General features: G+C 70.5%; 28 protein-coding genes and 1 tRNA gene. 15 read left to right on the plus strand and 14 right to left on the minus strand.

Going from position 1 to position 25496, the window contains the following annotated elements; genetic code table 11:
- Positions 1-272 precede the first annotated feature (272 nt).
- Positions 273-2186 carry an intein-containing Rv2578c family radical SAM protein gene (locus ACGFIO_RS42140; protein ID WP_392836359.1) on the minus strand — a complete coding sequence of 638 codons (1914 nt, stop codon included), beginning with the start codon at positions 2184-2186 and terminating at the stop codon, positions 273-275.
- 109 nt (positions 2187-2295) lie between these two features.
- Positions 2296-2658 carry a thioredoxin family protein gene (locus ACGFIO_RS42145; protein WP_392836361.1) on the minus strand — a complete coding sequence of 121 codons (363 nt, stop codon included), beginning with the start codon at positions 2656-2658 and terminating at the stop codon, positions 2296-2298.
- Between the two features lie 412 nt (positions 2659-3070).
- Between ACGFIO_RS42145 and ACGFIO_RS42150 the strand changes: the two genes are divergently transcribed.
- From ACGFIO_RS42150 to ACGFIO_RS42165, 4 genes are all read left to right on the plus strand, one after another.
- Positions 3071-3691, plus strand: a complete 621-nt coding sequence (locus ACGFIO_RS42150) for a TrmH family RNA methyltransferase (RefSeq protein ID WP_392836363.1) — start codon at positions 3071-3073, stop codon at positions 3689-3691.
- Between the two features lie 75 nt (positions 3692-3766).
- Positions 3767-4438 (plus strand): DUF6758 family protein, encoded by a 672-nt coding sequence (locus ACGFIO_RS42155; protein ID WP_392836366.1) that lies wholly within the window; start codon positions 3767-3769, stop codon positions 4436-4438.
- Positions 4439-4554: 116 nt separating this feature from the next.
- Positions 4555-4713 carry a hypothetical protein gene (locus ACGFIO_RS42160; RefSeq protein WP_189078560.1) on the plus strand — a complete coding sequence of 53 codons (159 nt, stop codon included), beginning with the start codon at positions 4555-4557 and terminating at the stop codon, positions 4711-4713.
- A 9-nt stretch (positions 4714-4722) separates the two neighbouring features.
- The gene (locus ACGFIO_RS42165) at positions 4723-5535 is read left to right on the plus strand and encodes a PH domain-containing protein (RefSeq protein WP_392836368.1); all 813 of its coding nucleotides are present in this window, start codon (positions 4723-4725) and stop codon (positions 5533-5535) included.
- Positions 5536-5596: 61 nt separating this feature from the next.
- Here the strand turns inward: ACGFIO_RS42165 and ACGFIO_RS42170 are convergent, their stop codons facing one another.
- From ACGFIO_RS42170 to ACGFIO_RS42180, 3 genes are all read right to left on the minus strand, one after another.
- Positions 5597-6415, minus strand: a complete 819-nt coding sequence (locus ACGFIO_RS42170) for a RecB family exonuclease (protein ID WP_392836485.1) — start codon at positions 6413-6415, stop codon at positions 5597-5599.
- Between the two features lie 71 nt (positions 6416-6486).
- Complete coding sequence (locus ACGFIO_RS42175; RefSeq protein WP_392836371.1) at positions 6487-7104, minus strand: MarC family protein; 618 nt, start codon at positions 7102-7104, stop codon at positions 6487-6489.
- A gap of 4 nt (positions 7105-7108) precedes the next feature.
- Entirely contained in the window at positions 7109-7963 is an 855-nt protein-coding gene (locus tag ACGFIO_RS42180; protein WP_392836374.1) for a PHP domain-containing protein, read from the minus strand.
- 256 nt (positions 7964-8219) lie between these two features.
- On the opposite strand from ACGFIO_RS42180, the gene ACGFIO_RS42185 reads away from it, so the two are divergent.
- Positions 8220-8456, plus strand: a complete 237-nt coding sequence (locus tag ACGFIO_RS42185; protein ID WP_392836377.1) for a helix-turn-helix transcriptional regulator — start codon at positions 8220-8222, stop codon at positions 8454-8456.
- 102 nt (positions 8457-8558) lie between these two features.
- Here ACGFIO_RS42185 and ACGFIO_RS42190 read toward each other — a convergent pair whose 3' ends face one another.
- The 3 genes from ACGFIO_RS42190 to ACGFIO_RS42200 are packed head-to-tail and all read right to left on the minus strand — an operon-like array spanning position 8559 to position 10485.
- Complete coding sequence (locus ACGFIO_RS42190; RefSeq protein WP_392836379.1) at positions 8559-9131, minus strand: dienelactone hydrolase family protein; 573 nt, start codon at positions 9129-9131, stop codon at positions 8559-8561.
- Between the two features lie 46 nt (positions 9132-9177).
- Positions 9178-10032 (minus strand): oxygenase MpaB family protein, encoded by an 855-nt coding sequence (locus ACGFIO_RS42195; protein WP_392836382.1) that lies wholly within the window; start codon positions 10030-10032, stop codon positions 9178-9180.
- A 30-nt stretch (positions 10033-10062) separates the two neighbouring features.
- A complete protein-coding gene (locus ACGFIO_RS42200) occupies positions 10063-10485 on the minus strand; it encodes a Fur family transcriptional regulator (RefSeq protein WP_392836385.1) in 423 nt (140 codons plus the stop codon).
- A gap of 180 nt (positions 10486-10665) precedes the next feature.
- Between ACGFIO_RS42200 and ACGFIO_RS42205 the strand changes: the two genes are divergently transcribed.
- Complete coding sequence (locus tag ACGFIO_RS42205; protein WP_392836387.1) at positions 10666-11133, plus strand: DUF2231 domain-containing protein; 468 nt, start codon at positions 10666-10668, stop codon at positions 11131-11133.
- 49 nt (positions 11134-11182) lie between these two features.
- On the opposite strand, the gene ACGFIO_RS42210 is transcribed toward ACGFIO_RS42205, so the two are convergent.
- Positions 11183-11500 carry a translation initiation factor 2 gene (locus ACGFIO_RS42210; protein WP_392836390.1) on the minus strand — a complete coding sequence of 106 codons (318 nt, stop codon included), beginning with the start codon at positions 11498-11500 and terminating at the stop codon, positions 11183-11185.
- Between the two features lie 63 nt (positions 11501-11563).
- On the opposite strand from ACGFIO_RS42210, the gene ACGFIO_RS42215 reads away from it, so the two are divergent.
- Complete coding sequence (locus ACGFIO_RS42215; RefSeq protein WP_392836393.1) at positions 11564-11743, plus strand: hypothetical protein; 180 nt, start codon at positions 11564-11566, stop codon at positions 11741-11743.
- A gap of 10 nt (positions 11744-11753) precedes the next feature.
- Here ACGFIO_RS42215 and ACGFIO_RS42220 read toward each other — a convergent pair whose 3' ends face one another.
- Together ACGFIO_RS42220 and ACGFIO_RS42225 are read right to left on the minus strand one after the other, a co-directional pair.
- Positions 11754-12086, minus strand: coding sequence for an FmdB family zinc ribbon protein (locus ACGFIO_RS42220; RefSeq protein ID WP_392836396.1), 333 nt, complete (start codon positions 12084-12086; stop codon positions 11754-11756).
- Between the two features lie 65 nt (positions 12087-12151).
- Complete coding sequence (locus tag ACGFIO_RS42225; RefSeq protein ID WP_392836398.1) at positions 12152-12757, minus strand: 5-formyltetrahydrofolate cyclo-ligase; 606 nt, start codon at positions 12755-12757, stop codon at positions 12152-12154.
- Positions 12758-12829: 72 nt separating this feature from the next.
- On the opposite strand from ACGFIO_RS42225, the gene ACGFIO_RS42230 reads away from it, so the two are divergent.
- The 6 genes from ACGFIO_RS42230 to ACGFIO_RS42255 all read left to right on the plus strand — a co-directional run bounded on the left by ACGFIO_RS42230 (position 12830) and on the right by ACGFIO_RS42255 (position 18750).
- Positions 12830-14824 carry a diguanylate cyclase gene (locus ACGFIO_RS42230; RefSeq protein WP_392836401.1) on the plus strand — a complete coding sequence of 665 codons (1995 nt, stop codon included), beginning with the start codon at positions 12830-12832 and terminating at the stop codon, positions 14822-14824.
- An 85-nt stretch (positions 14825-14909) separates the two neighbouring features.
- On the plus strand, positions 14910-15830 hold the full coding sequence (locus ACGFIO_RS42235; protein WP_392836404.1) for a UTP--glucose-1-phosphate uridylyltransferase: 921 nt from the start codon (positions 14910-14912) through the stop codon (positions 15828-15830).
- Entirely contained in the window at positions 15827-17137 is a 1311-nt protein-coding gene (gene glp, locus ACGFIO_RS42240; RefSeq protein WP_392836407.1) for a gephyrin-like molybdotransferase Glp, read from the plus strand. Before ACGFIO_RS42235 ends, glp begins: the two co-directional genes overlap by 4 nt.
- Positions 17138-17776, plus strand: coding sequence for a GNAT family N-acetyltransferase (locus tag ACGFIO_RS42245; protein WP_392836409.1), 639 nt, complete (start codon positions 17138-17140; stop codon positions 17774-17776).
- 103 nt (positions 17777-17879) lie between these two features.
- On the plus strand, positions 17880-18602 hold the full coding sequence (locus ACGFIO_RS42250) for a hypothetical protein (protein WP_392836488.1): 723 nt from the start codon (positions 17880-17882) through the stop codon (positions 18600-18602).
- A gap of 74 nt (positions 18603-18676) precedes the next feature.
- Positions 18677-18750 (plus strand) — tRNA-Ala (locus tag ACGFIO_RS42255).
- A gap of 293 nt (positions 18751-19043) precedes the next feature.
- Here the strand turns inward: ACGFIO_RS42255 and ACGFIO_RS42260 are convergent.
- Positions 19044-19424, minus strand: a complete 381-nt coding sequence (locus ACGFIO_RS42260; RefSeq protein ID WP_392836411.1) for a hypothetical protein — start codon at positions 19422-19424, stop codon at positions 19044-19046.
- An 84-nt stretch (positions 19425-19508) separates the two neighbouring features.
- Complete coding sequence (locus ACGFIO_RS42265; protein WP_392836413.1) at positions 19509-19802, minus strand: GNAT family N-acetyltransferase; 294 nt, start codon at positions 19800-19802, stop codon at positions 19509-19511.
- 61 nt (positions 19803-19863) lie between these two features.
- On the opposite strand from ACGFIO_RS42265, the gene ACGFIO_RS42270 reads away from it, so the two are divergent.
- Positions 19864-21282: a sugar porter family MFS transporter gene (locus ACGFIO_RS42270; protein WP_392836415.1), complete on the plus strand. Its 1419-nt coding sequence runs from the start codon at positions 19864-19866 to the stop codon at positions 21280-21282.
- Between the two features lie 1012 nt (positions 21283-22294).
- Here the strand turns inward: ACGFIO_RS42270 and metG are convergent.
- Positions 22295-24088: a methionine--tRNA ligase gene (gene metG / locus ACGFIO_RS42275; protein ID WP_392836418.1), complete on the minus strand. Its 1794-nt coding sequence runs from the start codon at positions 24086-24088 to the stop codon at positions 22295-22297.
- 119 nt (positions 24089-24207) lie between these two features.
- Between metG and ACGFIO_RS42280 the strand changes: the two genes are divergently transcribed.
- Positions 24208-25488 carry a hypothetical protein gene (locus ACGFIO_RS42280; RefSeq protein ID WP_392836421.1) on the plus strand — a complete coding sequence of 427 codons (1281 nt, stop codon included), beginning with the start codon at positions 24208-24210 and terminating at the stop codon, positions 25486-25488.
- The last annotated feature ends 8 nt before the right edge of the window (positions 25489-25496 follow it).

Here is a 25496-nt window from a genome sequence, read left to right on the forward strand (position 1 = left end):
CCCCGAAGGAACTCAGCGCCCCCGAAGGAACTCAGCGCCCCCGAAGGAACTCAGCGCCCCCGAAGGAACTCAGCGCCCCCGAAGGAACTCAGCGCCCCCGAAGGAACTCAGCGCCCCCGAAGGAACTCAGCGCCCCCGAAGGAACTCAGCGCCCCCGAAGGAACTCAGCGCCCCCGAAGGAACTCAGCGCCCCCGAAGGAACTCAGCGCCCCCGAAGGAACTCAGCGCCCCCGAAGGAACTCAGCGCGGCCCACGCCAAGAGACCGGGAACGTCACAACAGCGTCAGCTGGGTCGGCTCGTCGACGGGCGGCGGCTCGACCGGCAGGGCGCGGGCCTCGCCGGGCGTCGGCCTGTGCAGACCGTGCCGCCGGGCGGCCATCCGCACCCGGGCCGTGATCTCGTCCTGGAACGGCTGGGGCAGGTAGGAACCTCGGCCGTAGAGCTTGCGGTAGCGCGGCATCATCCCGGGGTGGTTGTGGCGCAGCCAGGCCGCATACCACTCTTTGGCGCCGGGCCGCAGGTGCAGCGGCAGCGGCGTCACGCTGGCCGCCCCGGCCCGGGCGATCGCCGCCACCGTCTCTTCGATCGACTCGTCGGTGTCGGTCAGCCCGGGCAGGATCGGCGCCATCAGCACGCCGACCGCGAAGCCCGCGTCGGTCAGCGTGCGAACGGCGTCGAGCCGGCGACGTGGGCTCGGGGTGCCGGACTCGACCGACCGCCACACCTGCTCGTCGAGGAAGCCGACCGAGAACGAGAGGCCGACCCGGGTCACCTCGGCTGCCTGCTTGAGGAGCTCGAGGTCGCGCAGGATCAGCGTGCCCTTGGTCAGGATGGAGAACGGGTTGGCGAAGTCGCGCAGAGCCTCCAGGATCGGCGGCATCAGCCGGTAGCGACCCTCGGCCCGCTGGTAGACGTCCACGTTCGTACCCATCGCGACGTGCGCACCGGACCAGCGCGCCGCGCCCAGCTCGCGCCGGACCACCTCGCCCGCGTTGACCTTGACCACGATCCGGGTGTCGAAGTCGTGACCCGGGTCGAGGTCGAGGTATCGGTGGGTGTTGCGGGCGAAGCAGTTGTGGCTGACCACCCCGTCGGCCACGAAGTCGCCGGTGCCGGTGGTGATGTCGAAGAGCGGCAGGGTGAGCCCGAGCGGCTCGATGTCGACCACGGTCAGCTGCGCGTCGCCACGGACGCCGATGCCGGACGCGTCGAGCCGGGCGCCGGTCACCCCGGTCATGTGCCGGAACCGCAGTGCCGCCCACAGGTCGCGGGGCGTCTCGACGGTCGCCGCGCCGGGGCGGCGACCGGTCGGCATCCGGCTGGCCAGACCGAGCCGGGTCAGCGCGTCGGTGACATGCCGCAGGAACATCTCGTCGTGGCTGGTGAAGACCATCGCCAGCCGGTCGGCGCGGCCGGTGGAGCCGTAGGCGCCGGCCAGGAACCCCCGGTGCCAGTCGTCGGTCGGCAGCTCGGGCCAGCGCAGCGCGTCGTGCAGCGGGATCTCGTCGAGGTAGCCGTCGGCCCGGACCCACGCGTCGCCCTCGCGTGCCCGGCCGCCGTCGCCCCGGATCAGGCCGCACAGGAAGCCGGCCTGGTAGTCGGGTGTCTCTTTGGGTGGGTCGGCGAACCGGCCGACGCCGGGCAGCCGGTCGCCCACGGCCAGCGCGGGGCACTCGGCCCGGGCCGGGGACACGTGCCGCCAGCCGCGCTCGGTGAGGAAGCGGTGCTCGCCGCCGGCGACGATGCGGGTGCCGTCGGCCAGCGTCACGCGCCAGGCCGGCTTGGTGGTGCTCCAGTGGTCGAGCACGGTGGTCGGCACATATCGCCGGTGCGGGCCGGCGCCCATGGTCCCCAGCACCGCGTCGCCGGGGCGCAGGTCGGCGATCGCTCGCGTGCCGCCGTCGGCCAGCAGCACCGGTGTGTCGCCCGCGAGGCAATAGGAGCACGCGTGTGAGCAGCCCCGATAGGGGTTGATCGTCCACTCGAACGGCACCCGGGAGGCGCCGGGCACGCGGTTGATCATGGACTTGGCCCGCACCTCGTAGAACGTCATGCCCTGGAAGGCGGGCGTGTCGAAAGTGCGCACGGTCGCGCCGGGCAGCGCCAGCGGCAGGGGTGGAGCCGCCGGCGCTGCCCTGTTCAGGAGCGAGGAGTCGGCGTCGGCCGACAGATGGGACCATCGCATGCGGATGATTCGAACACACGTTCGATAGCGCTGTCCACTCGCCTCACCCGGCTGTGGACAAAGCGAGCGCCGCGGACCCGGGGGTCCGCGGCGCCCGGTAAGGAGGTGCTCAGCCGGCCTGGGCGGCCAGCTGCTTGCGTACGTCGTCCATGTCGAGCTTCTCGACCTGCTCGATCAGCGACTCGAGGGCCGACTCGGGCAGGGCGCCGGGCTGCGAGAACACGATCACGCTGTCCCGGATGGCCATGATGGTCGGGATCGAACGGATGTCGAACTTGGCCGCCAGCATCTGCTGAGCCTCGGTGTCGACCTTGCCGAAGGTGATGCCAGGGTGCTGCTCCGACGACCGCTCGTAGGTGGGGGCGAAGCGCACACACGGCCCGCACCAGCTGGCCCAGAAGTCGACCAGGACGATCCCGTCCTTCTTGGTGACCTCGTCGAAGTTCTCTTCGGTCAACGCAACGGTGGCCATGATCTCTCCGTCCACGGGAAATGGCTTACCTGACGTGAAACCCCTCGTCACCGTAGTCAATTCCCGGACACCTGGTGGCCGACACGTGTGCTGCGGCACCTTTTGGATGACCGCATTCACCTGCGACTTGTTACAGAAAGTGACGGAACCGCTTCCGGCAAGTGACCAGCTACCTGGCGATTTGCGACCGAGCAAGGTAGCTGGCAGATACATCCTGTCGCAGATAGCGACTGGTGACGTGAATTTCGATTCAACTGGTAACAAAGTTAAATGTGACCTGGGTCACTTTGTAAAACTCTTCACATCGATACGCAGGGTGAGGCAAACTGTAAGTCCAACAGAGCGTGGGCGGCGGGTGCCGGGGAGGGCCCCGCCGCTCATTGCGTCCCGGGTCACTTTTAGCGTGATCGCTATGACGATCGACGAGGTGGGCGTCGGCCCCTGGCCCGGCGAGTGGCCCACCGACGATCATTTTGATCCCGAGCTGCTCGAGCACGGCGACCGGCGCAACGTGGTGGACCGTTATCGATACTGGTCCCGCGAGGCCGTGGTCACCGACCTGGACGCCCGCCGGCACGATTTCCACGTCGCCATCGAGAACTGGCAGCACGATTTCAACATCGGCACGGTCGTACGCAACGCCAACGCCTTTCTCGCCCGTGAGGTCCACATCGTCGGCCTCCGTCGATGGAACCGCCGGGGCGCCATGGTCACCGATCGCTACCAGCACGTGCGGCACCATCCGGCCATCGAGGACTTCGTCGGCTGGGCCGCGGGCGAGCGGCTGCCGGTGATCGGCATCGACAACCTGCCCGGCTCGCGGCCGCTCGAGACGGTGACCCTGCCCCGGCGCTGCGTCCTGCTGTTCGGCCAGGAGGGTCCCGGGCTCTCCGAACCGGCGCGGGCCGCGTGCGCCGAGCTCTTCTCGATCGCCCAGTACGGCTCGACGCGGTCGATCAACGCCGGTGTGGCCAGTGGGATAGCCATGCACGCGTGGATCACCGCGCATGCCGGTCCGCCGCCGGCGGAATGAGTGAATGCGGCGTGAGCGCGTGCGGGTTCGCCCGATTCGCTTGACGGAGGACCAGTGGACCTCCACGGTTAAGGGGTGGGTGTCACGGTCAGTTGCCCTCGATGTGCTGCACAGGTCCGGCCGCCGGACCTGATGCACACCGAGTGGCGTTGTGACAGCTGCGGTGACGTTCCGCCGTTCCGGGTGGCCAAGCACATCGGCCCGGAGATCGTGGAGGCCGTCCTGCAGCAGCCCCGGCCCACCGTCGACCACATGCCGCTCTGGTGCCCCTGGCCGCTTCCCCCGGGCTGGATGGTCACCGGTGTCGGCTGGGCCGGCGACGACCGGCTGGGCGTACGAGCGACGGCGCTCGCGTGCAGCGGTCCCGACCCGCTCGGCGGCGGACCCGCCGATGTGGTGCTCATCGCCGAGCAACCCGGGGTCGGACTGGGCACCCGGTTCGGTGGCATCCCGGGAATCGACCCGGGTTACCTGATCACCGAGTGTCTGAGCGACATGAGTGGACATGGTGGTCCACACGCGAAGATCAAGGCCGGCGGGCACCGCATCCCGCTCTGGTCGGTGAAAAGTCCCGAAGATCGATCCGCCTACGTGTCCGAGGCGAAAGGGATGTGGCTCTATGCGGTAGCGTGGCCCGCGAGTGCGGGCTACTTCCTGGCCGAACATGTCGTGCTGCACGACCTGTCCGACGGGATTCCGCCTGAGCTCGTGTATGGAGCGCCGTCCCCGTACCTCATCGGTTCCTAGTGGACCAATGAGGCCAACGGATCTTTCTGGGACAACGTTCACACACAGCAGCGTTGCTGATACCGTCAGTACACCGCGGGATGAGCCGTCACCCGCCCCGGAGGAGAAGGCCCGCCATGATCAAGAAGGTTCTCACCTGGCTTGGCATCGCTTTCCTGATCTTCTTCATCGCGTTCAACCCCAACTCTGCCGCGCAGGTCTTCTCGTCGCTGGGTAGCACCATCGGCGACATCGCGCAGGGTTTCGGAACGTTCTTCACGAACCTCGTCGCATAACATCGCTCCATGGGTCCTGGCGAGCCGCGCGAACCACGTGATGAGGGCGCGCGCCGCCCTCAGGAGGATGATCCGGCGTTCGGATTCAACGATCCGGCGTTCGACGAAGACTCCGAGTACGCCCGCCGTCGTGCGTCGGACGACACCGGGTACGCGATGGACGATGACACCGCCGAGTACGAATACCAGCGTCCTCAGTTCACCGAGGAGGAGCTGGAAGGCCTGGGCGGCGGGGGTGGCGGCGGTGGCACCGGCACGTCACGCCGGGTCCTGCCGCTCGAGGACGAACCGACCGCGCTGGTCAGCCGCTACCTCTTCCCGACCGAGCGCTACCGCGGCGAGTGGAAGCGGCACTGGATCCACCTCTCCGGTCCGCTCGGCATCGGTGCCGGCGCCACCCTCCTGCTCGGATATCTCGCCGGCTTCCTGACCCGGCAGAACATCGACGGGCTGGTGACCGCGGCCGTGCTGATCTGGGTCGCGGTGATCGGCTGGGTCGCCTGGAAGGTCTTCGACTGGTATTACGACCGCTTCATCCTGACCAACAAGCGGGTCATGGTGGTCAGCGGCATCGTCACCCGCAAGGTCGCCATGATGCCTCTGGCGCGGGTCACGGACATGAAGTACGAGCAGAGCGCGCTCGGTCGGGCCCTCAACTACGGCACGTTCGTGCTCGAGTCGGCCGGCCAGGACCAGGCCCTGCGCGAGGTCAAGCACCTGCCCAACCCGAACGAGCTCTACCTGCGCGTGGTCGAGGAGATGTACGAGCCGCAGGCGGTCGAGGCGCGCCTGGGCAAGGACGCCGACGGCGAGGACGCCTGAGGCGCCCGTACCCACCGGGGGTCATGGACCGCGCCGCGGCCCGGCCGGGTAAGACACGCCTTCAGCTGCTGACCGCCGCCCAGGGTTCTTTCTCGACGGCCTTCACGCCGGCCGGACAGGACCGGCGGAAGTCGCACCACGAGCAGAGGGAGCCGGGCCGGACCGGGAACTCCTCATCCGGGTCGGCCCCGGCGGCCACGGCCTTTTCGGCGGCCACGATGTCACGGGCGGTGTCCTCGGCGCGGGACACGTGCCGGGCCAGCGACTCGGGCGTGTGTTCGTGGGCGGCGACCGTGCCGGTCGGCAGGTGGTGCAGCTCGACGCGGCGGCACGGGCGGCGGAACACGCGCTCGGCGGCGTACGCGTACAGTGCCAGGGCTCGCGAGCCGCGGGCGTCGTCGGCGTCCAGGCCCTGGCGGCCGGTCTTGTAGTCGACGATCACCGCCTCGGGCACGCCGTCGTCGTTGCGGCGGCCGTCGATGCGGTCGGCCCGCCCGTTGAAGGCGATGACCGCGGTCTTGGTGGCCACCACTCGTTCCACCCCGAGCGGTTCGTCATCGGGATCGAGGCCCGAGGTGTACGCCTCCAGCCACTCCAGCGCGCGGCGGTAGACGACCCGCTCCTGGTCGACATCGCGGTATCCCTCGCGTACCCACGTGGCCTTGAGAAGAGTGGGCAGCGAATCCACCCGGCGGCGGTCGACGGGCAGCGCATACCAGTTCTTCAGCGCCGTGTGGACGCTCGCGCCGAGCGAATTGTGCGCCCAGGGCGGCCCTTTGACCGGGGTCGGCCGGTCGACATAGGAGTAGCGGTAGCGCCGGGGACAGTCCTCGAACGCCCCGAGCTTGCTGGGCGTGCAGACGAAGAGGCGCTCGGGCATGCCGGCGAAGCCGAGCTGCTCTGAAACGACGGGCACGGTCCAATCCTGCCAGCCGGGTACGACAGGAAAAATCAGCCTCCGGTGGTGTAAAGCTTCACGAACGAGGCGACGGCGTCGGCGATCAGCTGCACCGCGATCGCCGCCAGCAGCAGACCGGCGATCCGGGTCAGCACCTCGATGCCGCCGGGCCGCAACAGCCGCACGATCAGCCCCGAGAACCGCAGCACGAGCCAGACCAGAAACATCACCAGAACGATGCCGAGGGCGATGACCAGGTAGTCGCCGAAGCCGTCGGCCCGCCGCACGAACAGCATGGTGGCGACGATCGCGCCCGGGCCGGCCAGCAGCGGCGTACCCAGTGGAACGAGCGCGACGTTGGACGTGCCGGCCTGGTCCTCGGGTTCGTCGGTCTTGCCGGTGAGCAGCTGCAACGCGACCAGCACGAGCAGCAGGCCACCGGCGCCCTGCAGGGCCGGCAGCTGGACGTGCAGGTAGTCGAGCAGGGTCTGGCCGGCCACCGCGAAGACGACGATGACCCCCAGCGCGAGCAGCACCGCCTGGGTGCCGGCCTTGATCCGCTGCCGGGCGGGCAGCGCGCCGGTCAGGGCCAGGAAGACCGGCACCATGCCGGGCGGGTCGACGATCACCAGCAGGGTGACGAAGACCTCACCCAAGAGCTTCAGATTCACTCGTTCACCCCAGGACTGGAACGCCGGTCGCGGCGGCGACGATCTTCTCGTACGCCTCCGTCGTGGTTTGGAAGGCACCCAGCTGGACCGTCTTGTGGGTGCCGTGGAAGTCCGACGAACCGGTCACCACCAGCCCGAGCCGGTCGGCCAGGGCCCGCATCGCGGCCCGCTCGGCCGGCGAATGGTCCTCGTGGTCGGCCTCCAGCCCGAACAACCCGGCCTCGGCCAGCTCCACCACCAGGCGGTCGGGCACCACCGGCCCACGCTTGGTCGCCCGCGGATGCGCGAACACCGGCACCCCACCGGCCGCCCGGACCGCCCGCACCCCTTCGAAGACATCGAGATCAGACTTGGGTACGAAGTAACGGCCACCCAGCCAGCCGGACTGGAACGCCTCGGTCGTGGTGGCCACCAGACCGGCCCGGATCAGCGCCTGCGCGATGTGCGGGCGGCCGACCGAACCACCCGCGGCGTATTCGTGCACCTCGGGCCACGAGATCGGCACGCCGTCCGCCCGGAGCAGGTCGACTATCCGTTCGGCCCGTTGCTCCCGGTCGTCGCGCAGCCGGGCCAGGTCGGCCGCGAACCGGGGCTCGTCCGGGTCGAAGAGGTAGGCGAGCAGGTGCAGGGCGATCGGCCAGCGGCGGCCGCCGTGCCAGCGGCAGGAGAGCTCGGCCCCGCGTACCAGAGTCAGACCCTCGGGCCGCGCCTCGGTCGCCTCGGCCCAGCCACCGGTGGTGTCGTGGTCGGTGATCGCCATCACGTCCAGACCGGCCGCGGCGCCCGCCCGGACCAGCTCGGCTGGCGTGAGCGTGCCGTCGCTGGCGGTCGAGTGGCAGTGCAGGTCGATTCTGGTCACCGGAGAACGCTACAAGAGCCGCGGGCTCCGACATCCCCCGTTTGAATGTCGGAGCCCGCCGCGTCGTCGTACCGGAGCACGATCGCCGACCCCGCCGCGGAGGGTCAACGCCCGCTGCCGCGCCGTCGGCCGAATTGCGGGATACGGAAACGCGCAGGTGCGGGATACCGCAGGGGTGCGGCGCATCCATCGACGCCGTGACCCGATTGTGGTTGCATTCGCGGCACCGCCACCTGCTCACTGTTGGAGCTTTCCCGTGCCGAAGATCACCCTGACCCAACGCGAGCGCGAGCTGATCGCGTTGCTCGCCGAGGGTCACACCGACGTGAGCGCGGCGGAGCAGCTGAGGATCAGTCCTCGGTCGGTTACGAACATCCTTCGTAGCCTGATGGACCGCCTCGGCGTGGAGAACCGGTTCCAGCTGGGCCTGGCTCTGGGATTCCTGCGCAAGGCCCACGTACCCCCCGCACCCCCCACCGAGAAGGACGTCTGACGGCCCGCCGCCTCCCGAAGCCTCTTGTGCCGCTCCTGGTCGGCGGGCCGGGATCGGCCTGGCCGCGCGGTCCAGCCGCCGACGGGATGAGGCCGGCCTCGGTCAGGACCGTGCGAGGAAGGTCAGGACGCGCTCGACGACCTGGGTGGTGGCCTTGTCGTCGTAGGACGGCAGGGAACTGTCGGTGAACAGGTGACCGTCGCCCGGATAGAGGAACAGCTCACCCGCCGGGGCCTCCTCGACCAGCGCGCGGGCGGCGTCGAGGTCGCCCTCACCGGCGAAGGACGGGTCGTGGTCCATGCCGTGGATCTGCACCGGGACCGCCGGCGGCCAGGGGGTCCCGAGCTCGGCCGGCGGGACGCAGGCCTCCAGCAGGACGGCTCCGCGGGCGTCGGCGCGGGTCTGGGCCAGGCGCTGGGCCGGGAGCACGCCCAGCGAGACGCCGATGTAGACGGCCGGCCCGGCCAGGGGCTCAGCGGCCCGGACACCGCGCTCGATGATCTCGCCGAAGCCGGTGTCGCGGGCGTGGGACACGCCGTCGTCGAGGTCGGTGAAGGTGCGGCCCTCGTAGAGGTCTGGCGTGTGCACGGTGTGCCCGGCCGCGCGGAGCCGGTCGGCGAGGGCGATCACGCCGTCGGTGAGGCCCTGGGCGTGGTGGAAGAGGATGACGTCCATGCTCCGCAGCGTAGGGCCGGAACCGGACGATCCGCTTCCGGAACGGTCAGACCAGGCCGGCTCGTTCCAGGGCGGCGCGGCGCATCGGCGGGATGCGGTAGTCGGCCGGCATCGCGGCCAGGGCGGCCTGCAGGAGGAGGCGCATGCCGCGGGCCGAGAGGCTGGCCGTGGCGTCGGTGGTGGGCCAGCCCAGGCCGCCGTAGATCTTGCGGGCCCAGGGCGGCAGCAGGGCGATCGCGGTGGAGGCGATGCCCAGATAGGTCCAGCGGGGTGGGCCCAGGCTGAGGGCCAGGCGGAAGGCCCGGCCGCCCCAGGAGGGCGGGATCGGCGGGACGGTGAGGAAGGCCGCGGTCTCGGCGCCGTCCTTGGTCAGTTCCAGTTCGGGCTGCATGGCCTCGTAGTAGGCGGCCACGTCGGCGGCGGTGCCGGGGACCGAGCCGGGATCGAGGCCGACCAGCTCGGCGGCGCGGCGCTGCTCGGTGTAGTAGCCGTCGACCTCCCGGTCGCTCAGCGGCAGGCCGGCGCGGCGGGCGGTGGAGACGAAGGACTCGACCTCGGTGACGTGGACCCAGCGGAGCAGGTCGGGCTGGTCGATGCGGAAGACCTCACCGGTACGCGGGTCGGTCGCCCGCATCCGCGAATGAAGGCGGCGGAGCCGGCTGGACGCCTGCAGAACCTCGTCGGTGGTGCCGTAGAGGATCGTGCCGACGTACTCCGACGTGCGGTTGAGACGGCCCCACGGGTCGCTGCGGTAGGACGAGTTCTGGGCCACCCCGGCGACCGCGCGCGGGTGCAGCGCCTGCAGGTAGAGGCTGCGGAGGCCACCGAGCGAGACGATCGGCTCGCTGTGCACCTTCCACGTCACCGAGTGCGGGCCGAACAGGCCGAGGTCGGGTTCCACGCCATCCAGCGTGCCACAAGTTGAACCTGTTCAGGATTCGCGGAGGGAAGCGCACGATGGGCACAGCCCCCAGAACGTGACTTCCGCCTCATCGACCACGAAACCGTGCCGTGAGGACGGCTCGAGGCAGGGCTTCTCGCCGACCGCGCAGTCAACGTCCTCGATCACGCCGCAGCCACGGCAGACGATGTGGTGGTGGTTGTCGCCCACCCGGGCCTCGTAGAGCGCGGGGCTGCCGGCGGGCTCGATCCGCCGGGCCAGTCCGGCCCGGGACAGGGCGCCGAGCACGTCGTACACCGCCTGGGTGGAGACCGAGTCGAGCCGGGCGCGTACCTGCCGGGTGATCTCGTCGACCTCGTGGTGGCCGCCCGCGGTCAGCACGTCCAGGACGGCCAGGCGCTGGCGGGTGACGCGCAGGCCGCTAGCGCGCAACATTTCGGCACCGATCGACATCCCACCATGACAGCAGACGGTGCCCCGCTCCTCAACCTGCCGTACGGTGGGCCGAGATTCTTGAAAGTTTGACTTATTCGGTGAACCGAACCGTCCGGTCAGAGGTACTCGCGAGCGAGGGGTGTCCGTGACTGTCCTTGTGCCGAGGCTGTCAGCCCCGCCCGAAACGAGGAGGAGTCCGTGTTCGATCAGATAAACGGCCTGCCCGTGCACGCGCTCGTCGTGCACGCGGTGGTCGTATTCGTCCCGCTGCTGGCGATCGGCGCGATCGTGTACGCGCTGGCCGCCCGGCTGCGCCCGCGCATCGACTGGGCCGTCGGACTGCTGGCCATCGTCGCCCCGATCACCGCGCTGGTGGCCATGCTCTCCGGCAACCAGTTGCACCAGCGGCTGCTGGACCAGGGACTGAAGGGTCGCGGTGCCGAGATCATCGCCGACCACCAGGGCTTCGGGACGCTGACCTTCTGGTTCACGCTGGGCCTGGGCATCGTCACGCTGGTGATGCTGGCGCTGTCCCGGCGGCCCTCGGCGCCGCGGGCCGCCGGTGTCGGCCTGTCGGTCGTGATGGTCCTGCTGGGTGCGGTGTCGGCCTACTTCTGCTTCCGTACGGGTGATTCCGGCGCCACCGCGGTGTGGGGCCAGTACTGACCTGGTGACGCGGAGCGGCCCCGACCGGGATGGTCGGGGCCGTTTCCGTTCAGAAGACCAGCCGCCCGCACAACAGGCACATCACGATCAGCACTATCGCGCCGGCCACCAGGCCCACGCCGAAGGTCACGGTGCGAGCCGAGCCCTCCGAGTCGTCCAGCGCGTCGATGTCCTGGGCGGGCATCGACCGAGGCGGCGGCGGTGGCGTCACGGTCGGCGGCCGCCACAGCGGGTTGGGCGCCTCGGTGCGGGGTGGTCCGGTGTACGGCGGCTCGGCCGGTTCCGCGGGCCGCGGCGACCGGGCGGAGTCGTAGGCCTCATCCGGCCGTCGCCAGTACTCGTCATCGCCACCGGTGGGGGTGCTCACGTTCACCGACGGTACAGCGGGCGGGGGACGACGACGGCGGCGACGCGGCCGTACCCTGATGCCGTGGACATCCTGGACCAGCCTGAGCATGACGCGGACGGCGAGCGCATCGTCGACTTCGAGTCGGAGGAAGCGCCGTTGCTTCCGGATCAGACCCGTGACGACACCGAGCGCGGGTGGGGCGAGGTCGACCATTCGAACGACGACCGGCTCTACGAGGACCGGCCGCCGCACTGGGCCTAGAAGACAGGTCTCAGGAGGTCGTTGAGGCCGTCGTCGTCGTGCTGGAGGCGGCCGGCTTGCTCTCCGGCTTGGTGCTGGAGCCCGAGTCGGACGACGACTTGCTGTCGCCCGACGGCTTCGCCTCGCTCGCGGAGGACGACGAGGACGACTCGCTGCTGGTCGACGTCTTGCGAGAGTCGTTCCGGTAGAAGCCGGAGCCCTTGAAGACGACGCCGACCGAGTTGAACACCTTGCGCAGCCGGCCCTGGCAGGCCGGGCACACGGTCAGTGGCTCGTCCGAGAACGACTGCACCGCCTCGAGTTGCTCTCCGCACTCGGTGCAGGCGTACTGATAGGTAGGCACTGGTCCTCCGGGAAGATCGGGCTGGCACTCGCGTTCTGAGAGTGCCAATGCTGCGTCATCGGAGTTTATTTCGTCCAGCCGGACGTCGCGATGAGCCCTCCCGACGGTGTGATGACCGCGCCGACGCGCTGGTCGTGCGGCTCGGCCGGGACCGCGTCGAGCAGCTCGCCGTCGTGCAGCAGGGCGACCGTCCGGGCGTGGCCGGCGCGGGCGAGCACCCGGTCGTAGGAACCGCCGCCGCGGCCCATCCGGACGCCGTCCCGGGACACCGCCAACGCCGGCACCACGATCATCGGCACCTCGGCGATCACCTGGGGACCCAGACGTTTTCCGGTCGGTTCCAACAGCCCTCGCCGGGTACGCCGGGCCGTGCCGTCGTACACGGCCCAGTCCAGGTCGCCGTCGTCGAGCAGCACCGGCAGCAGCACGGTGCACGCCTCCGCGAGGCGTTCGGGCAGGTCAGAGCCACCGGGCTCGGTGCCGACGGGTGCGTACGCCGCACAAATCGTCGGTTGCTGTGCGCGTACCCATGTGATTGTCGAGGCCTGGACCGACGCGTCGGCCGACCGGCGGACGGCCTCAGCAAGTGATCGGCGCGCAGTGATCAGCCGATCGCGCAGCGCAACCTTCGCGGCTTTCGATCGTTCCGCGTCAAGGGCGAATTCGGACATCAAGCCCCTCTTTCCAAAACCGACAAACGGTGCACACCATGTCAGTACTGCGCCTGCTTTGATGGAGGATGCGTGACGCTACGTGGCCGACTGACCACCGCCTTCCTGGCGGTCGTGCTCGGCCCGGTGCTGCTCGGATCCTTCTTCGTGGGCCTGACCGTGGCCACCGTCAACGCCGAGCGGGCCGACGAGCGGCTCGATCATGCCGCGACCACGGTACGCACCGCGATCGGCGCGATCTGCCGTCAGCTCCAGGCCACCGCCGACGCCGTGGCCGTGCTGCCCGGCCCGCACCGCGACACGGCCGTCCGCCAGCTCGTCGCCCGGGGCCTGGCCACCGAGATCAGCGACCGGGCCGACCCGCGCTGGCGGGACTGCGCCCGGCCGGCCGGCGGCGTGGCCGCGATCTCGGCCACCAGCACCGCCGCCGACGGTGACCAGGTCGTCGCCGCGCTGCGGCTGGACGCCGGCTTCGTCGACCGGCTGGCCGCCTCCAGCGGCGCCGACGTGCTGCTGCTGGCCCACGACGGCGCCGGCGCGTCCACCGTGCAGCAGAGCAACCAGGCGCTGGGGCCCGGCGGTGGTCGCGCCGGGCTGGTCCGCTACCTGGCCGCCGGCCCCGGGCAGCCGCTGCCGCTGGCCGTGACCGTGCCCGAGGACGACCCCCGCGGCCTGTACGCGCTGATGGTGATGGGGGTGCTCGCGGTCGCCGCCGGCGCGGTGCTGGTGGCCCGCTGGCTGGCCCGGTCGACCACCCGCCCGCTGGCCGAGCTGGCCCGGGCGGCCGACCGGGTGGCCGGCGGCGAGCTCGGCACCCGGGTCCCGCAGACCCGGGACGACGAACTGGGGCGGCTGGCCGGCGCCTTCAACCGGATGACCCGGGAGCTCCAGGCGTACGTGCAGGCCCTGACCGCCAGCCGCGACCAGCTCCGCGGCCACCTCGCGATCCTCGGCGACACCCTCTCCAGCACCCACGACCTGCACCGGATCCTGCGGGTCATCCTGCGCACGGCGCTGTCCGCGACCGGGGCCCGGGGTGGCGTGGTGCTGCTCGTCGATCCCGCCGACGGCCGGCTGGTGGCCCGCTGCGCCGACGGGCTGAGCGGGCGCTGGGGCGTGCCCGAGTCCGAGCTGGCGCGGCTGCGGGTGCCCGTCGGCCGTGGGGTGCTGGGTGCGGTCGCGGCCACCGGCGAGCCCCGGCGCGGCCGCTGCGGGCTGGGCGGCGAGGTGCTGGACGAGCCGGCCTGCCGTACCTATGTCGCCGTGCCGATCTGTCCTCCCGCGAATCCCGACGAAACGGACGCCGCGCCCCCGCTCGGCGTGCTCGCCCTCTACGACCGGCTCGGCTCGGACGAGTTCGACGACGACGACCTGCTCACCCTGGGGACCTTCGCCGGGCAGGCCGGGGTGGCGGTGAACAACGTACGGGTGCACGAGGAGGTGCAGCGGCTGTCGCTCACCGACCCGCTCACCGGGCTCTGGAACTACCGGTGCCTGCAGGACTCGATGCGCCGCGAGGTGGAGCGGGCCAACCGGTTCGGGCGGATGCTCACCGTGCTCGTCCTCGACCTCGACCACTTCAAAGAGGTGAACGACACATACGGCCACACGGCCGGGGACGCGGTGCTCGGCGAGTTCGCCCGCCGGCTACGCATCGGGCTGCGCGAGGTGGATGCCGCGTTCCGGCACGGCGGCGAGGAGTTCGTCGTGCTGCTGCCGGAGACCGACGCGTACGGCGGAATCATCGTCGCCGAGCGATTGGGGGCGGCAATTCGCGACGTACCGGTACCGATCGACGCCCGGCGGGTCGACGCGGTCACCGGCCGGCCGGTCGACCGCATCCCGGTCAGCGTCTCCATCGGCATCGCCGTCTATCCGGAACACGGTGGCAACGCGCAACAGGTCCTCGACGCGGCCGACGATGCTCTGTACGCGGCCAAGAACGCCGGACGTGACACGTATCGCTTGGCCGAAGTGGTTTCACAGCCGGTACGGGACGGGCACTTCGGGCGAGCGGGCACCTCTCCCGGCGGGCCGCAGCCTCCGCGACAGAGCCGCGGCCGATAGTCTCGGCGACATGTGACGTAGCCGCGATCCGACAATCGGGGCTATCTGGGGACGATTCCTACTGAAGGTGCGGGTGACCCCTCTGATGACGACGACAACCCCCGACGCGAATCGCCGGGCGGTCAAGGCCGTGATTCCCGCCGCCGGGCTCGCCACCCGGTTCCTGCCGGCCACCAAGGCTGTGCCCAAGGAACTCTTGCCGGTGGTGGACCGACCTGTCCTGCAGTACATCGTCGAGGAGGCGGCCGCGGCCGGCATCACCGACGTACTGCTCGTCACCGGCCGGGGCAAGACGTCGATGGTCGACCACTTCGACCGCCGCCCCGACGTCGAGGCCCGGCTGGAGGAGAAGGGCGACACCGAGCGCCTGGCCGAGGTCCGCCGGACCAGCGAGATCGCCGACATCTACACCTGCCGCCAGGGCGAGCCCCTCGGTCTCGGCCACGCCGTCGGCGTCGCCGCCTCGCACATCGGCGACCAGGCGTTCGCGGTGCTGCTGGGCGACGAGTTCTGCGACGTCGACGAGCCGCTGCTCCCGTCGATGCTCGACCTGCAGGCCGAGACCGGCGGCATCGTGCTCGCCTTCGTCGAGGTCGACCCGTCGGAGACCTCGCGCTACGGCATCGCCTCGGTCGAGCCGGCCGCGCCTGAGCTCGGCGGAGACGACGTGGTCGAGGTGACCGGGCTGGTCGAGAAGCCCAAGCCCGAGGACGCGCCGAGCAACCTGGCCGTGCTCGGCCGCTACGTCCTGCCCGCGACGATCTTCGACGCGATCGCCGACACCAAGCCCGGCAGCGGCGGCGAGATCCAGCTCACCGACGCGATGGCCACCCTGCTCGAGAACGGCACCCCGGTGCACGGCATCGTCTACCGCGGCCACCGCTACGACACCGGCATGCCGCTCGGCTACCTGCAGGCCGTCGTCCAGCTCGCGGTCAAGCGCCCCGACCTCGGCCAGGAATTCCGCCGCTGGCTGGGCGAATTCGTCGGGGGCGACAAGGGATGACCGCGACGGCCGACGCCGAGGCGGCCGCCAACGAGCTGATGCCTCTCGCGGAATACCTGGGCAGCGTGCTGCGCAGGCTCCGCGCGCTGCCCCCGCTCGACCTCGACCTCACCCAGGCGCACGGCAACGTGCTCTCCGGTGACGTGCTCGCCCCGCACCCGTTCCCGGCCTTCGACCAGGCCGCCATCGACGGGTACGCGGCGCGCTGGGAAGACCTGGCGGCGGCCGGCCGCATCGGATCGCACCCGTCCTTCGGCCGGGTCGAGGGCGGGCCGCGGCCGGTCCGGCTCAACGTGGTCGGCGACCTCGGCGCGGCCAGCTGGCGACCGGTACGCCTGACCCCCGGCACCTGCTTCTCGGTGGCGGCCGGCTCACCCCTGCCGATCGGCGCCGACGTCGTGGTGCCGGTGCACTGGACCGACCAGGGCATGGCCGCCGTCGAAATCCTGCACGCACCCAAGCGCGGCTCCGGCGTCCGGCGGGCCGGCGACGAGATCCAGGTCGGGCAGGTGCTCGCCGCCGACGGCGCGTACGTCACCCCGGCCATGGTGGCCGTGTTCGCCGCCGCCGGCATCGGGCACGTGGTGGTCCGGCCCAGCCCCCGGGTCGTCGTCGTGGCGACCGGGGACGAACTGGTCGACGTGGGCCGGCCCAGCCAGCCCGGCCAGGTGGTGGACGCCAACTCGCACGCGCTCACCGCGGCCGCGGTCGAGGCCGGCGCGCTCGCGTACCGGATCGGCATCTGCGACGACGACCCCGAAGGACTGCGCGGCCTGCTCGAGGACCAGACCCTGCGAGCCGACCTGATCATCACCACCGGTGGCACCGGCACCGGCCCCGGCGACATGCTGCGCCGCGTGCTGTCCCGGCGCGACAACGGCCGCGGCGTCGTCGAGTTCACCAACGTGGCGCTCTGCCCCGGCACCGCCCTCGGCTTCGGCACCGTCGGCGGCGAAGAGGTGCCGGTGGTGTGCCTGCCCGGCGAGCCCGGCGCCGCCCTGGTCGGCTTCGAGGTGCTGGCCCGGCCGGTCATCCAGCTGCTGGCCGGGGCCGAGCCGGTGTTCCGCCCCAGCATCAAGGCGCACCTGCTGGAGACCGTGTCCTCGCCCGGCGGGCTGCGCGAGTTCCGGCCGGCGCACGTCGCCGAGCGGCGCGGCGGCGGCTATACGGTGCAACCTCTCGCCGGTGGGCCGTACACTCTGTCCGGCCTCGCCGAAGCCAACGGTCTGCTGGTCCTCGGCGAGAGGGTCACCTCGGCCGCGGCCGGGTCGACAGTCGATGTGTTGTTGCTCGACCGGAGGCGATAGATGCTGGGGTCCACGCCCGGATGGCCTGCCGTCCTGGCCGACGGGCCCGTCACGCTGCGTCCGTACCGGCGTTCCGACGCCCGGGCCTGGTCCGAGGTGCGCATCGCCAACCAGAAATGGCTGGCGCCCTGGGAGGCGTCGCCCCCCGGCCCGTGGGTCGAGATGAACTCCCCACGCGCCTACCTCTATGTCTACCGCGACATGAAACGGGCCGCCCGGCGCGGTGAAAGCATGCCGTTCGCCGTCTGCTACCGCGACGACGACGGCGACCGGCTGGTCGGCCACCTCAACTTGGGCAGCATCGTGCGGCGGGCGTTCGGTTCGGCGTACGCCGGCTACTGGGTCGACGGCCGGGTGGCCGGACGCGGCGTCATACCCACCGCCCTCGCCCTGGCCGTCGACCACGCGTTCAGCTCCGGCGGCCTGCACCGCATCGAGGTCAACATCCGCCCCGAGAACGGCCCCAGCCGCCGCGTCGTCGAAAAACTCGGCTTCCGCGAAGAGGCCTACCACCCCCGCTACATGCACATCGACGGACAGTGGCGAGACCATCTCGGGTACGCCATGACCACCGAAGATGTCGCCGGCGAGGGCGGCCTGCTGGCCCGCTGGCGCCGGTTACGTACCACGACAAAATGATCAACTCGGCGTGACGCGCCCGGCGTGCCGCCGTTATTTCCGCTGGTCCCGCCCTTAGTCTCGAATTGATTGAGACTTCACAAGGTTGACGGGAGGGGTGAGGGTGCCGACCTCGGTGCTCCTCGCCGTCCTCGCCGCGGCCGGGCTGCTCGCCCTCGCACCGGCGCTCGTCCGCCGGTACGACGCCACCGAGCGCCTCGCCGCGGAGCGGGCGCTGTCGACGGCACGGGTGCTCACCCGCGACCGCCGTCGTCGCACCGTGCCCGGACGCCGCCCGGTCAACCCGTCCCGCCAGGTCACTGTCACCATCCCGGCCACGCCCACCCGCCCCCTCAAACTGGTCACCAGGCGCCCGGCCCGAGTGGTCCCGCCCCGCCGGCACACCCCCGCGGTGGTCCGCCGGCGCCGCGTCTTCGCCGCGCTGCTCCTGCTCAACGTGATCGAACTGGTCGGCGTGCTGGCCGTCGGCCCCGGCTTCTGGATCGGCTGCGCCGTCACCGGCTCCCTGCTCGGCTGGTACCTGGTCCACCTGCGCAACCGGGCCCTGGCCGACCGCCGGCGCCGCCGGATCGAAGCCCGCGAGGCGGCCTGGCTGGCTGCCCGCCAGGCCGAGGTGCGGCGCGAACAGGCGCGGCGGGCGGCGGCGCGGCGCGAGGCGCAGCGGCGGCTGGCGGCGCAGAAAGAGGCGGTGCGGCGTACGGCCATGGGCCTGGACGGTGCCGGCGACCTGCCCGCGGCGGCCAGCGGCGGCTCGGTGTCCTACCGCCCGGCCCGAGGGCTGCGCGGCCGCCCCTACGAGGCCGGTGGCCGTTCGTTCTCGGCCTGATCAGCCGGGTGGGGTATCCGGTTCGCGGCTTCCGACGGCGACCTGTTAGCCTTGTTTCGGCTCTTCGGAGTCAAGGGGCTGTGGCGCAGACCGGTAGCGCACCTCGTTCGCATCGAGGGGGTCAGGGGTTCAAATCCCCTCAGCTCCACGAGTTGGCTGGGTGGTCTCTGTCCGCTGAAGAGCGCGGACCGGGGCCACCTCGTAATTTTGCTCCGGAGGCCGAGCCCCCGGAAGCCCCGCGTTGCGGTGGGTGCGCTTTTGTTGTTGCCGCCGGCTTTCCGTCGTAATTGATCGCTTCGCATTTGTGCGGGGCTGGTCCGCGCCTAATTTGACGATCAACGACAGTTCCGGGTTCGTGACTTTCCGTAAGAGGGGTCGGGTTCAAATCCCCTCAGCTCCACGTCGACGGAGCCTTGACCGGCAATGATGCCAGTCAAGGCATCATGCGTGGAAGAACAACCGCCACTTGCCGGTGATGCGGCGACCGCGCCGACGGGTGTTGCGATCCAGCGCAGGGCGGTGGTCGAAGGGCTCGTCGATCTCGTCGTCCCAGTCGGAGTGGTCGCGGCGGACGCCGAAGTCCGGCGAGTCGAAGTTGGCGCCGAGTTCGGGACGATTGACGTCGAGGACGGTGCCGTGGGATCCGGCGAGGCCGCGCCGGCTGACGTCGGCCGGTACGAAGGCCGGGTTGTCCAGCCAGCTGGGCCGCCTGTCGTCGAAACCCCGCTGCACCCGCGCCGCGGAGCCGGTGCGGCGGTCGCGACGATCGGGTGCCGCCACGAGTCCGACGTTCGAAACCAGGGTCTCGTCCTCGAAACGCATCGGGGGCCTCCTACGACATGTGACGGTCAAGTGTCGATAGTCTGGCCAGGCCGTCTCCAGGAAGCCTCCACAGCGGCTTCATTGCTATTTGATCTTTTTCGTCGTACGGGCGACCAGGTTCTCGTACTCGGAGTGGGAATCGATCCAGGCGGTCACCGAGGGAGCCATCGGTACGACCGTGCGGCCCTTGTCGCGGGCGTCGTCCAGGGCCGCCCGGATCAACGCGTCCTCGGCCTCCGCACCCCCATCGACCTGCGTATGGGTGAGCACGATGATCGGGCCGGTCAGCTGATAGGTCAGCACCCCGGCCAGCGCGCCCTCGGCGTCCCGGGCCTCGAAGCGCTCGCGTTCGGGCTGGTCGGCAATCGTGAAGTTCACGGTCCCATCCAAGCATCCGGCCCGAGTTGCGGGGGCCGTCGCACCCGCTGAGACTTCACAGATGAGTCGGATCAATGAAGAGGCACCGGCGCAGCGGACCGATCGGCTCACCGGTTCGGTTGTGGTCGTGGCCCTCGTGTCGGCCATCTCCGGGCTGCTCTACGGCTACGACACCGGGATCATCTCGGGCGCGCTGTTGCAGATCGGCAAGGACTTCGACATCGGCCACGTCTGGGAGCAGGTGATCGCGGCGTCGATCCTGGTCGGCGCGGTCATCGGGGCGCTGACCTGCAGCCGGCTGGCCGAGCGACGCGGCCGCCGCGGCACCCTGTTGCTGGTCGGCATCGTCTTCGTGGGCGGCGCGCTGGCCGCGTCGCTGTCCCCCGACCCGGTGCTGCTGTCGCTCAGCCGCCTCGTCCTCGGCTTCGCGGTCGGCGGCGCCACGCAGACCGCACCGGTGTACGTGGCCGAGCTGGCCCCGACCGCGTACCGCGGCCGCCTGGTGCTGTTCTTCCAGATCGCGATCGGCGTCGGCATCGTCATCGCCACCATCGTCGGCGCGGCCGAGGTGATCGACTGGCGGGTGGCGATCGGGATGGCCGCCGCGCCCGCCGCGCTCATGTTCGCGCTGATGCTGCGCCTGCCGGAGAGCCCGCGCTGGCTGCTCCGCGAAGGCCAGGCCGACCGGGCGCGGGAGGCCCTCGGCCGGGTCCGTCATCCGGACGCCGACCTCGACGGCGAGTTCGGCGAGATCCAGGACAACGTCCAGGCCGAGAAGCGGGCCAAGACGCGAGGGTGGGCTGGTCTCAAGGCCGCCTGGGTACGCCCCGCGCTGATCGTCGGCTGCGGCCTGGCCGTCTTCACCCAGCTGTCCGGCATCGAGATGATCGTCTACTACACGCCGACGATCCTCACCGACAACGGTTTCGCCGACTCGACCGCGCTGCGGGTGTCGGTGGCGCTCGGGCTGACCTACCTGGTCGCCCAGCTCGTCGGCCTGGTCATCATCGACCGGGTGGGCCGGCGCCGGCTGACGCTGCTGACTCTGCCGTGCGCCGCGGTCGCGCTGGTCGTGCTGGGCACGTTCTTTGTCACCGGCCACGACGACAAGTCGATGATCCCGTGGATCGTCGCCACCCTGGTCGCGTTCATGGCCTTCACCGCCGGTGGCATCCAGCTGATGGGCTGGCTGACCGGCTCGGAGATCTATCCGCTGGCCACCCGGGCGGCGGGCGCCGCGGCCCAGTCGGCGTCGCTGTGGGGCACCAACGTGCTGATCACCCTGACCCTGCTCAGCACCATGAAGGCGATCGGCACGGGCCAGACCTTCTGGATGTACGCCCTGTTCAACGTGATCGCCTTCGTTTTCCTGTACCGCAAGATGCCCGAGCTCTCCGGCCGCAGCCTCGAGGACATCGAGCAGCACCTGGAGCAGGGCAAGTTCACCCCGCACGACCTCCCCTCCCACGCTCGCGGCTAACCGTTGTGCGATCGGTAAGCCCGGAAAGTCGTGTATGACGGATCTTGCTGCGTACCCACGCCCGACCGCACTACCCACAGTGACGGGGAGGGCGAGCGGCGGGCTACGACTGACCGGAGTGCGAGTCGCATTAATAGAGGTTGCCCTGCGGCTAGGCGCACTTCAGAAAATGGATCCAAAATGGCGTCATGGGACTAGTAGGCGCCCGACCAGGGTGCTCGACGTCGAGGGTCACCGCTGTCGGTCCCTGGCCGGAGCATGTCTGCCGCACCTGAGAAGGCGGCCCTCCGGCGCGTCGACGCCCCACCCTCGGGGGGAACGCCGCCTCGGGGGATCTCCCGCGCAGCTCATGGACGCTGTCGCAAGCGGCCGCGCCACTGTCGACCGAGCCGTGGCACCACAGCCGGTCCGGCGTCAACGGGTTCGATTTGCCGACGTATTTCGGCTCCGGTTCGAAAATGGAAACAGGTCGCGCGTGCAATTTTGCCGCTGTCGTACGGGCCACCGATCAGGGCGCGAATGAGCCCGCGTCGTCGACCATTGTTGAGTCGACGTGAATGGCGGCTGGAAGCCAACGGCGAAGTGGCTCGGCGCCGTACCGCAGAGTAGTCATGAGACCAGATGTCTCTGGCCAAGACTCAGACCGCCATCTACCAGCGGGTCTGCATCGCAAGGCATGCGTTTCCAAAATGGATCCATGTGCGTATAGTCGGCGACGGCACGGGGCCCATCGGCAGTGCGGTGATGGCCCTTGTCTTTGAGTCTGTCCGCACTAAACGGTGTGGATCAAATGGGTAGGAGCCCCAATGAGTCGCAAGGATCATGTCACTGTCCTCATTCGCCTACCGGGCGTGGTAATCATCCGGATTCTGGTGGTGATCACCGTGCTTGTCAGCGCCGGGACAACTCTTTCCAGGATCAATTGACGCGCCGGCACAACTGCGCACCGGCGCGTCGGCGCCCCGGCTGCCTCGGCGGCCGGGGCGCACCCCTACGTCTGTGGAGCGGCCGGCTAGCCCAGGCGGGCCAGCTCCTCCTCGATCACGGCGGTGTCGAGCTTCTTGAAGACCGGCTTGGGCGCCTGCAGCGGCGTACCCGCCACCAGCGGAACCGACTCCCAGCGCGCCCCGACGGTGTAATCGCCGGTCAGGATCGGGTAGGCCGGGCCGCCGTCCAGGTCGTCGACCTCGACGATGTCCGGCATCGGCTGGTGCACGCCGGTGCTGCCGAGCAGCTCGTGCACCTTCTGTGCGGAGTGCGGCAGGAACGGGCTGAGCAGCGTGTTCGCGTCGCTGACGACCTGCAGCGCGACGTGCAGGACGGTGCCCATGCGCGGCTTCGAGGCCTCGTCCTTGAGCTTCCACGGCGCCTGTTCGGACAGGTATTTGTTCGCCTCGGCGACCACGCGCATGGCCTCGCCGATCGCGGCCTTCTGCCGGTGCTTGCCGATCAGGTCACCGACCGTGGCGAAGCCGGCCTGGGCCACTTCCAGAAGGTCACGGTCGGCGTCGGTCAGGTCGACCGCGGGCGGGATGGTGCCGAAGTTCTTGGCGGCCATCGAGATCGAGCGGTTGACCAGGTTGCCCCAGCCGGCGACGAGCTCGTCGTTGTTCCGCCGGACGAACTCCGACCAGGTGAAGTCGGTGTCGTTGGACTCGGGGCCGGCCGCGGCGATGAAGTAGCGCAGCGCGTCGGCGTCGTAGCGGGACAGGAAGTCGCGGACGTAGATGACCACCCGGCGGGACGAGGAGAACTTCTTGCCCTCCATGGTCAGGTATTCCGAGGACACGACCTCGGTCGGCAGGTTGAGCCGGCCCAGCCGGCCGGGCTCGCCGGCCTTGTCGCCCTCGCCGGAGTAGCCGAGCAGGATGGCCGGCCAGATCACCGAGTGGAAGACGATGTTGTCCTTGCCCATGAAGTAGTAGGCCAGCGCGTCCTTGCCCTCGCTGTCGGCCGACCACCACTTGCGCCACGCCTCCGGGTCGCCGGTGCGGCGGGCCCACTCGACCGACGCCGACAGGTAGCCGATGACCGCGTCGAACCAGACGTAGATGCGCTTGTCGCCACGGTCGCGCCAGCCGTCCAGCGGGATCGGCACGCCCCACTCGAGGTCGCGGGTGATGGCCCGGGGCTGCAGGTCGTCGAGCAGGTTGCGGCTGAACTTGAGGACGTTGGGCCGCCAGTTCTCCCGCTGGTCGAGCCAGGAGCCGATGGCCTCGGCGAAGGCCGGCAGGTCGAGGAAGAAGTGCTCGGTCTCGACGAACTCGGGCGTCTCGCCGTTGATCTTGGAGCGTGGGTTGATCAGCTGCTCCGGGTCGAGCTGGTTGCCGCAGTTGTCGCACTGGTCGCCGCGGGCGCTGTCGTACCCGCAGATCGGGCAGGTGCCCTCGATGTAGCGGTCGGGCAGGGTGCGACCGGTGGACGGCGACTTCGCGCCCAGCGTCGTCTTGCGGACGATGTAGCCGTTATCGAGCAGGCCGGTGAACAGCTCCTGGGTGACCGCGTAGTGGTTGCGGGTGGTGGTGCGGGTGAACAGGTCGTACGACAGGCCGAGCCCGTGCAGGTCCTCGACGATCACCCGGTTGTAGCGGTCGGCCAGCTCACGGGGCGTTACCCCGTCGGCGTCCGCCTGCACCTGGATCGGAGTGCCGTGCTCGTCGGTGCCCGAGACCATGAGCACGTCGTGGCCGGCCATCCGCATGTACCGGCTGAACACGTCGGAGGGCACTCCGAAGCCGGAGACATGACCGATGTGGCGCGGGCCGTTGGCGTAGGGCCAGGCGACCGCGGCGAGAACGTGACTCATGGTTCCCCAGCGTAGTGACAGCGGAGGTACGCCTGCGACCGAGATGGGCTCGTACCGAAAAAGGCCGACACGCCCCTTTGGTAGGTGATCGTCATGAAATTGTGCAGTCTACTGAGGTGGTGACCGGAGACGCGCCGCAGCCAGGGGAAACGCCGCGGACCGAGAGCGAGCCGTGGTCCTTTCCCGACCCCAACACCGCCTGGTGGCGGGTCGAGGAGGAACGCGACCGGGCCGACGCGCTGGCCGAGGCGGCCGCCGCCCGTCCCCGCCACCCGCGCCGCCGACCGGCGTCCAACACCCCGGCCAACGCCCTGCCCGAGGCGTACGGCGGAACCGAGCCCGCCTTCGCACCCGAAGCCCTGGACGCGCATGCCGCCGGGGCACAGGACGCCGCCGAGGGCCTGAACCCGGCGGCGCTGGTCGAGGCCGAGCGGGAGCCCGGGATCGAGCAGGTCGAGGCGACCGCGGCGGCCCAGGCCGTACAGGACGCCGCCCCCGAGCCCGAACCGGTCGAGCGCGACCACCACCGCCGGCCCAAGGACCGTTTCAACCCGCCCGAGAAAACCGCTGAGGGGTACGCCGTGAGCAGCGCCGACGAGGCCCAGGCGGACGCGTCCGCCCCGGACACCGCACCCCCGGACCCGGAGCCGGAGCCGGAAGTGATGGTCCTCCCCGAGCCGAAGGAGCGGGTGCCGGTCCCCGAGCAGGGCATCTCCCGGCTCGGCCAGGCCGCCGACGAGGCGAAACGGGAGCGCCTGGAGAACCACCCGTTCTGGCTGAGCGAGGAGGAACGGGCCGCCGCCGGCAACGCCTGGCCCGCCCCGGAGATGCGGCAGCGCCTGGCCACCTCGGCCGGCCCGGCCGACCCGCTGCGCGGCAAACCGCCCGCCCGCAGGCCGCTGTCCCCGCGCGGCCCGGTGGCCGGACTGCTCGGTCTGGTCACGCTGGCCCTGGTGGCGTCGTTCTTCTCCTGGGTCAGCGCGGAGCCGTTCTGGCTGGCCGTCGGGCACGGCGACCGGGGGGTCGCGACCATCTCCCGGTGCGTCGGAAGCGGTGTCACGCAGCGCTGTCAGGGCTCCTTCGCGGCGGCCGACGGCGGCTTCACGGTCGAGAAGGTGACGCTGCTCGGGGTGGACGCCGCCTCCCGCAACAGCGGGGCGATCGCGCCGGCCCGGATGGTCAGCCCGGACAGCCGGCAGGCGTACGTGGGCGGCACCGGCCTGATGGTGCACCTGCGCTGGACGCTGGGCTTCGTGCTGGTGCTGCTGTGCGGCTACGGCATCGCCGGGATGACCGGGGCGCGGCGGCTGGAGACCGCGCGTACCCGTCGCAACGCGGTCCTGATCAGCCTGGCCGGACCGGTCCTGCTGCTGATCGGCTTCCTCGCCGCCGCCTACTAGAACAGTGG

The sequence above is a fragment of the Actinoplanes sp. NPDC049265 genome, from assembly GCF_043197135.1.
GTDB lineage: Bacteria > Actinomycetota > Actinomycetes > Mycobacteriales > Micromonosporaceae > Actinoplanes.

What these genes read in the sequence shown, in the direction of transcription:
- ACGFIO_RS42200 (WP_392836385.1), bottom strand. Translation starts at nt 10,485, where the DNA reads ATGTCGATCGGTGCCGAAATGTTGCGCGCTAGCGGCCTGCGCGTCACC.
- ACGFIO_RS42170 (WP_392836485.1), bottom strand. Translation starts at nt 6,415, where the DNA reads ATGCCCGAGCGCCTCTTCGTCTGCACGCCCAGCAAGCTCGGGGCGTTC.
- ACGFIO_RS42190 (WP_392836379.1), bottom strand. Translation starts at nt 9,131, where the DNA reads ATGGACGTCATCCTCTTCCACCACGCCCAGGGCCTCACCGACGGCGTG.
- ACGFIO_RS42260 (WP_392836411.1), bottom strand. Translation starts at nt 19,424, where the DNA reads ATGCGTTTCGAGGACGAGACCCTGGTTTCGAACGTCGGACTCGTGGCG.
- glp (WP_392836407.1), top strand. Translation starts at nt 15,827, where the DNA reads ATGACCGCGACGGCCGACGCCGAGGCGGCCGCCAACGAGCTGATGCCT.
- ACGFIO_RS42245 (WP_392836409.1), top strand. Translation starts at nt 17,138, where the DNA reads ATGCTGGGGTCCACGCCCGGATGGCCTGCCGTCCTGGCCGACGGGCCC.
- ACGFIO_RS42270 (WP_392836415.1), top strand. Translation starts at nt 19,864, where the DNA reads ATGAGTCGGATCAATGAAGAGGCACCGGCGCAGCGGACCGATCGGCTC.
- ACGFIO_RS42235 (WP_392836404.1), top strand. Translation starts at nt 14,910, where the DNA reads ATGACGACGACAACCCCCGACGCGAATCGCCGGGCGGTCAAGGCCGTG.
- ACGFIO_RS42150 (WP_392836363.1), top strand. Translation starts at nt 3,071, where the DNA reads ATGACGATCGACGAGGTGGGCGTCGGCCCCTGGCCCGGCGAGTGGCCC.
- ACGFIO_RS42165 (WP_392836368.1), top strand. Translation starts at nt 4,723, where the DNA reads ATGGGTCCTGGCGAGCCGCGCGAACCACGTGATGAGGGCGCGCGCCGC.
- ACGFIO_RS42145 (WP_392836361.1), bottom strand. Translation starts at nt 2,658, where the DNA reads ATGGCCACCGTTGCGTTGACCGAAGAGAACTTCGACGAGGTCACCAAG.
- ACGFIO_RS42160 (WP_189078560.1), top strand. Translation starts at nt 4,555, where the DNA reads ATGATCAAGAAGGTTCTCACCTGGCTTGGCATCGCTTTCCTGATCTTC.
- metG (WP_392836418.1), bottom strand. Translation starts at nt 24,088, where the DNA reads ATGAGTCACGTTCTCGCCGCGGTCGCCTGGCCCTACGCCAACGGCCCG.
- ACGFIO_RS42225 (WP_392836398.1), bottom strand. Translation starts at nt 12,757, where the DNA reads ATGTCCGAATTCGCCCTTGACGCGGAACGATCGAAAGCCGCGAAGGTT.
- ACGFIO_RS42140 (WP_392836359.1), bottom strand. Translation starts at nt 2,186, where the DNA reads ATGCGATGGTCCCATCTGTCGGCCGACGCCGACTCCTCGCTCCTGAAC.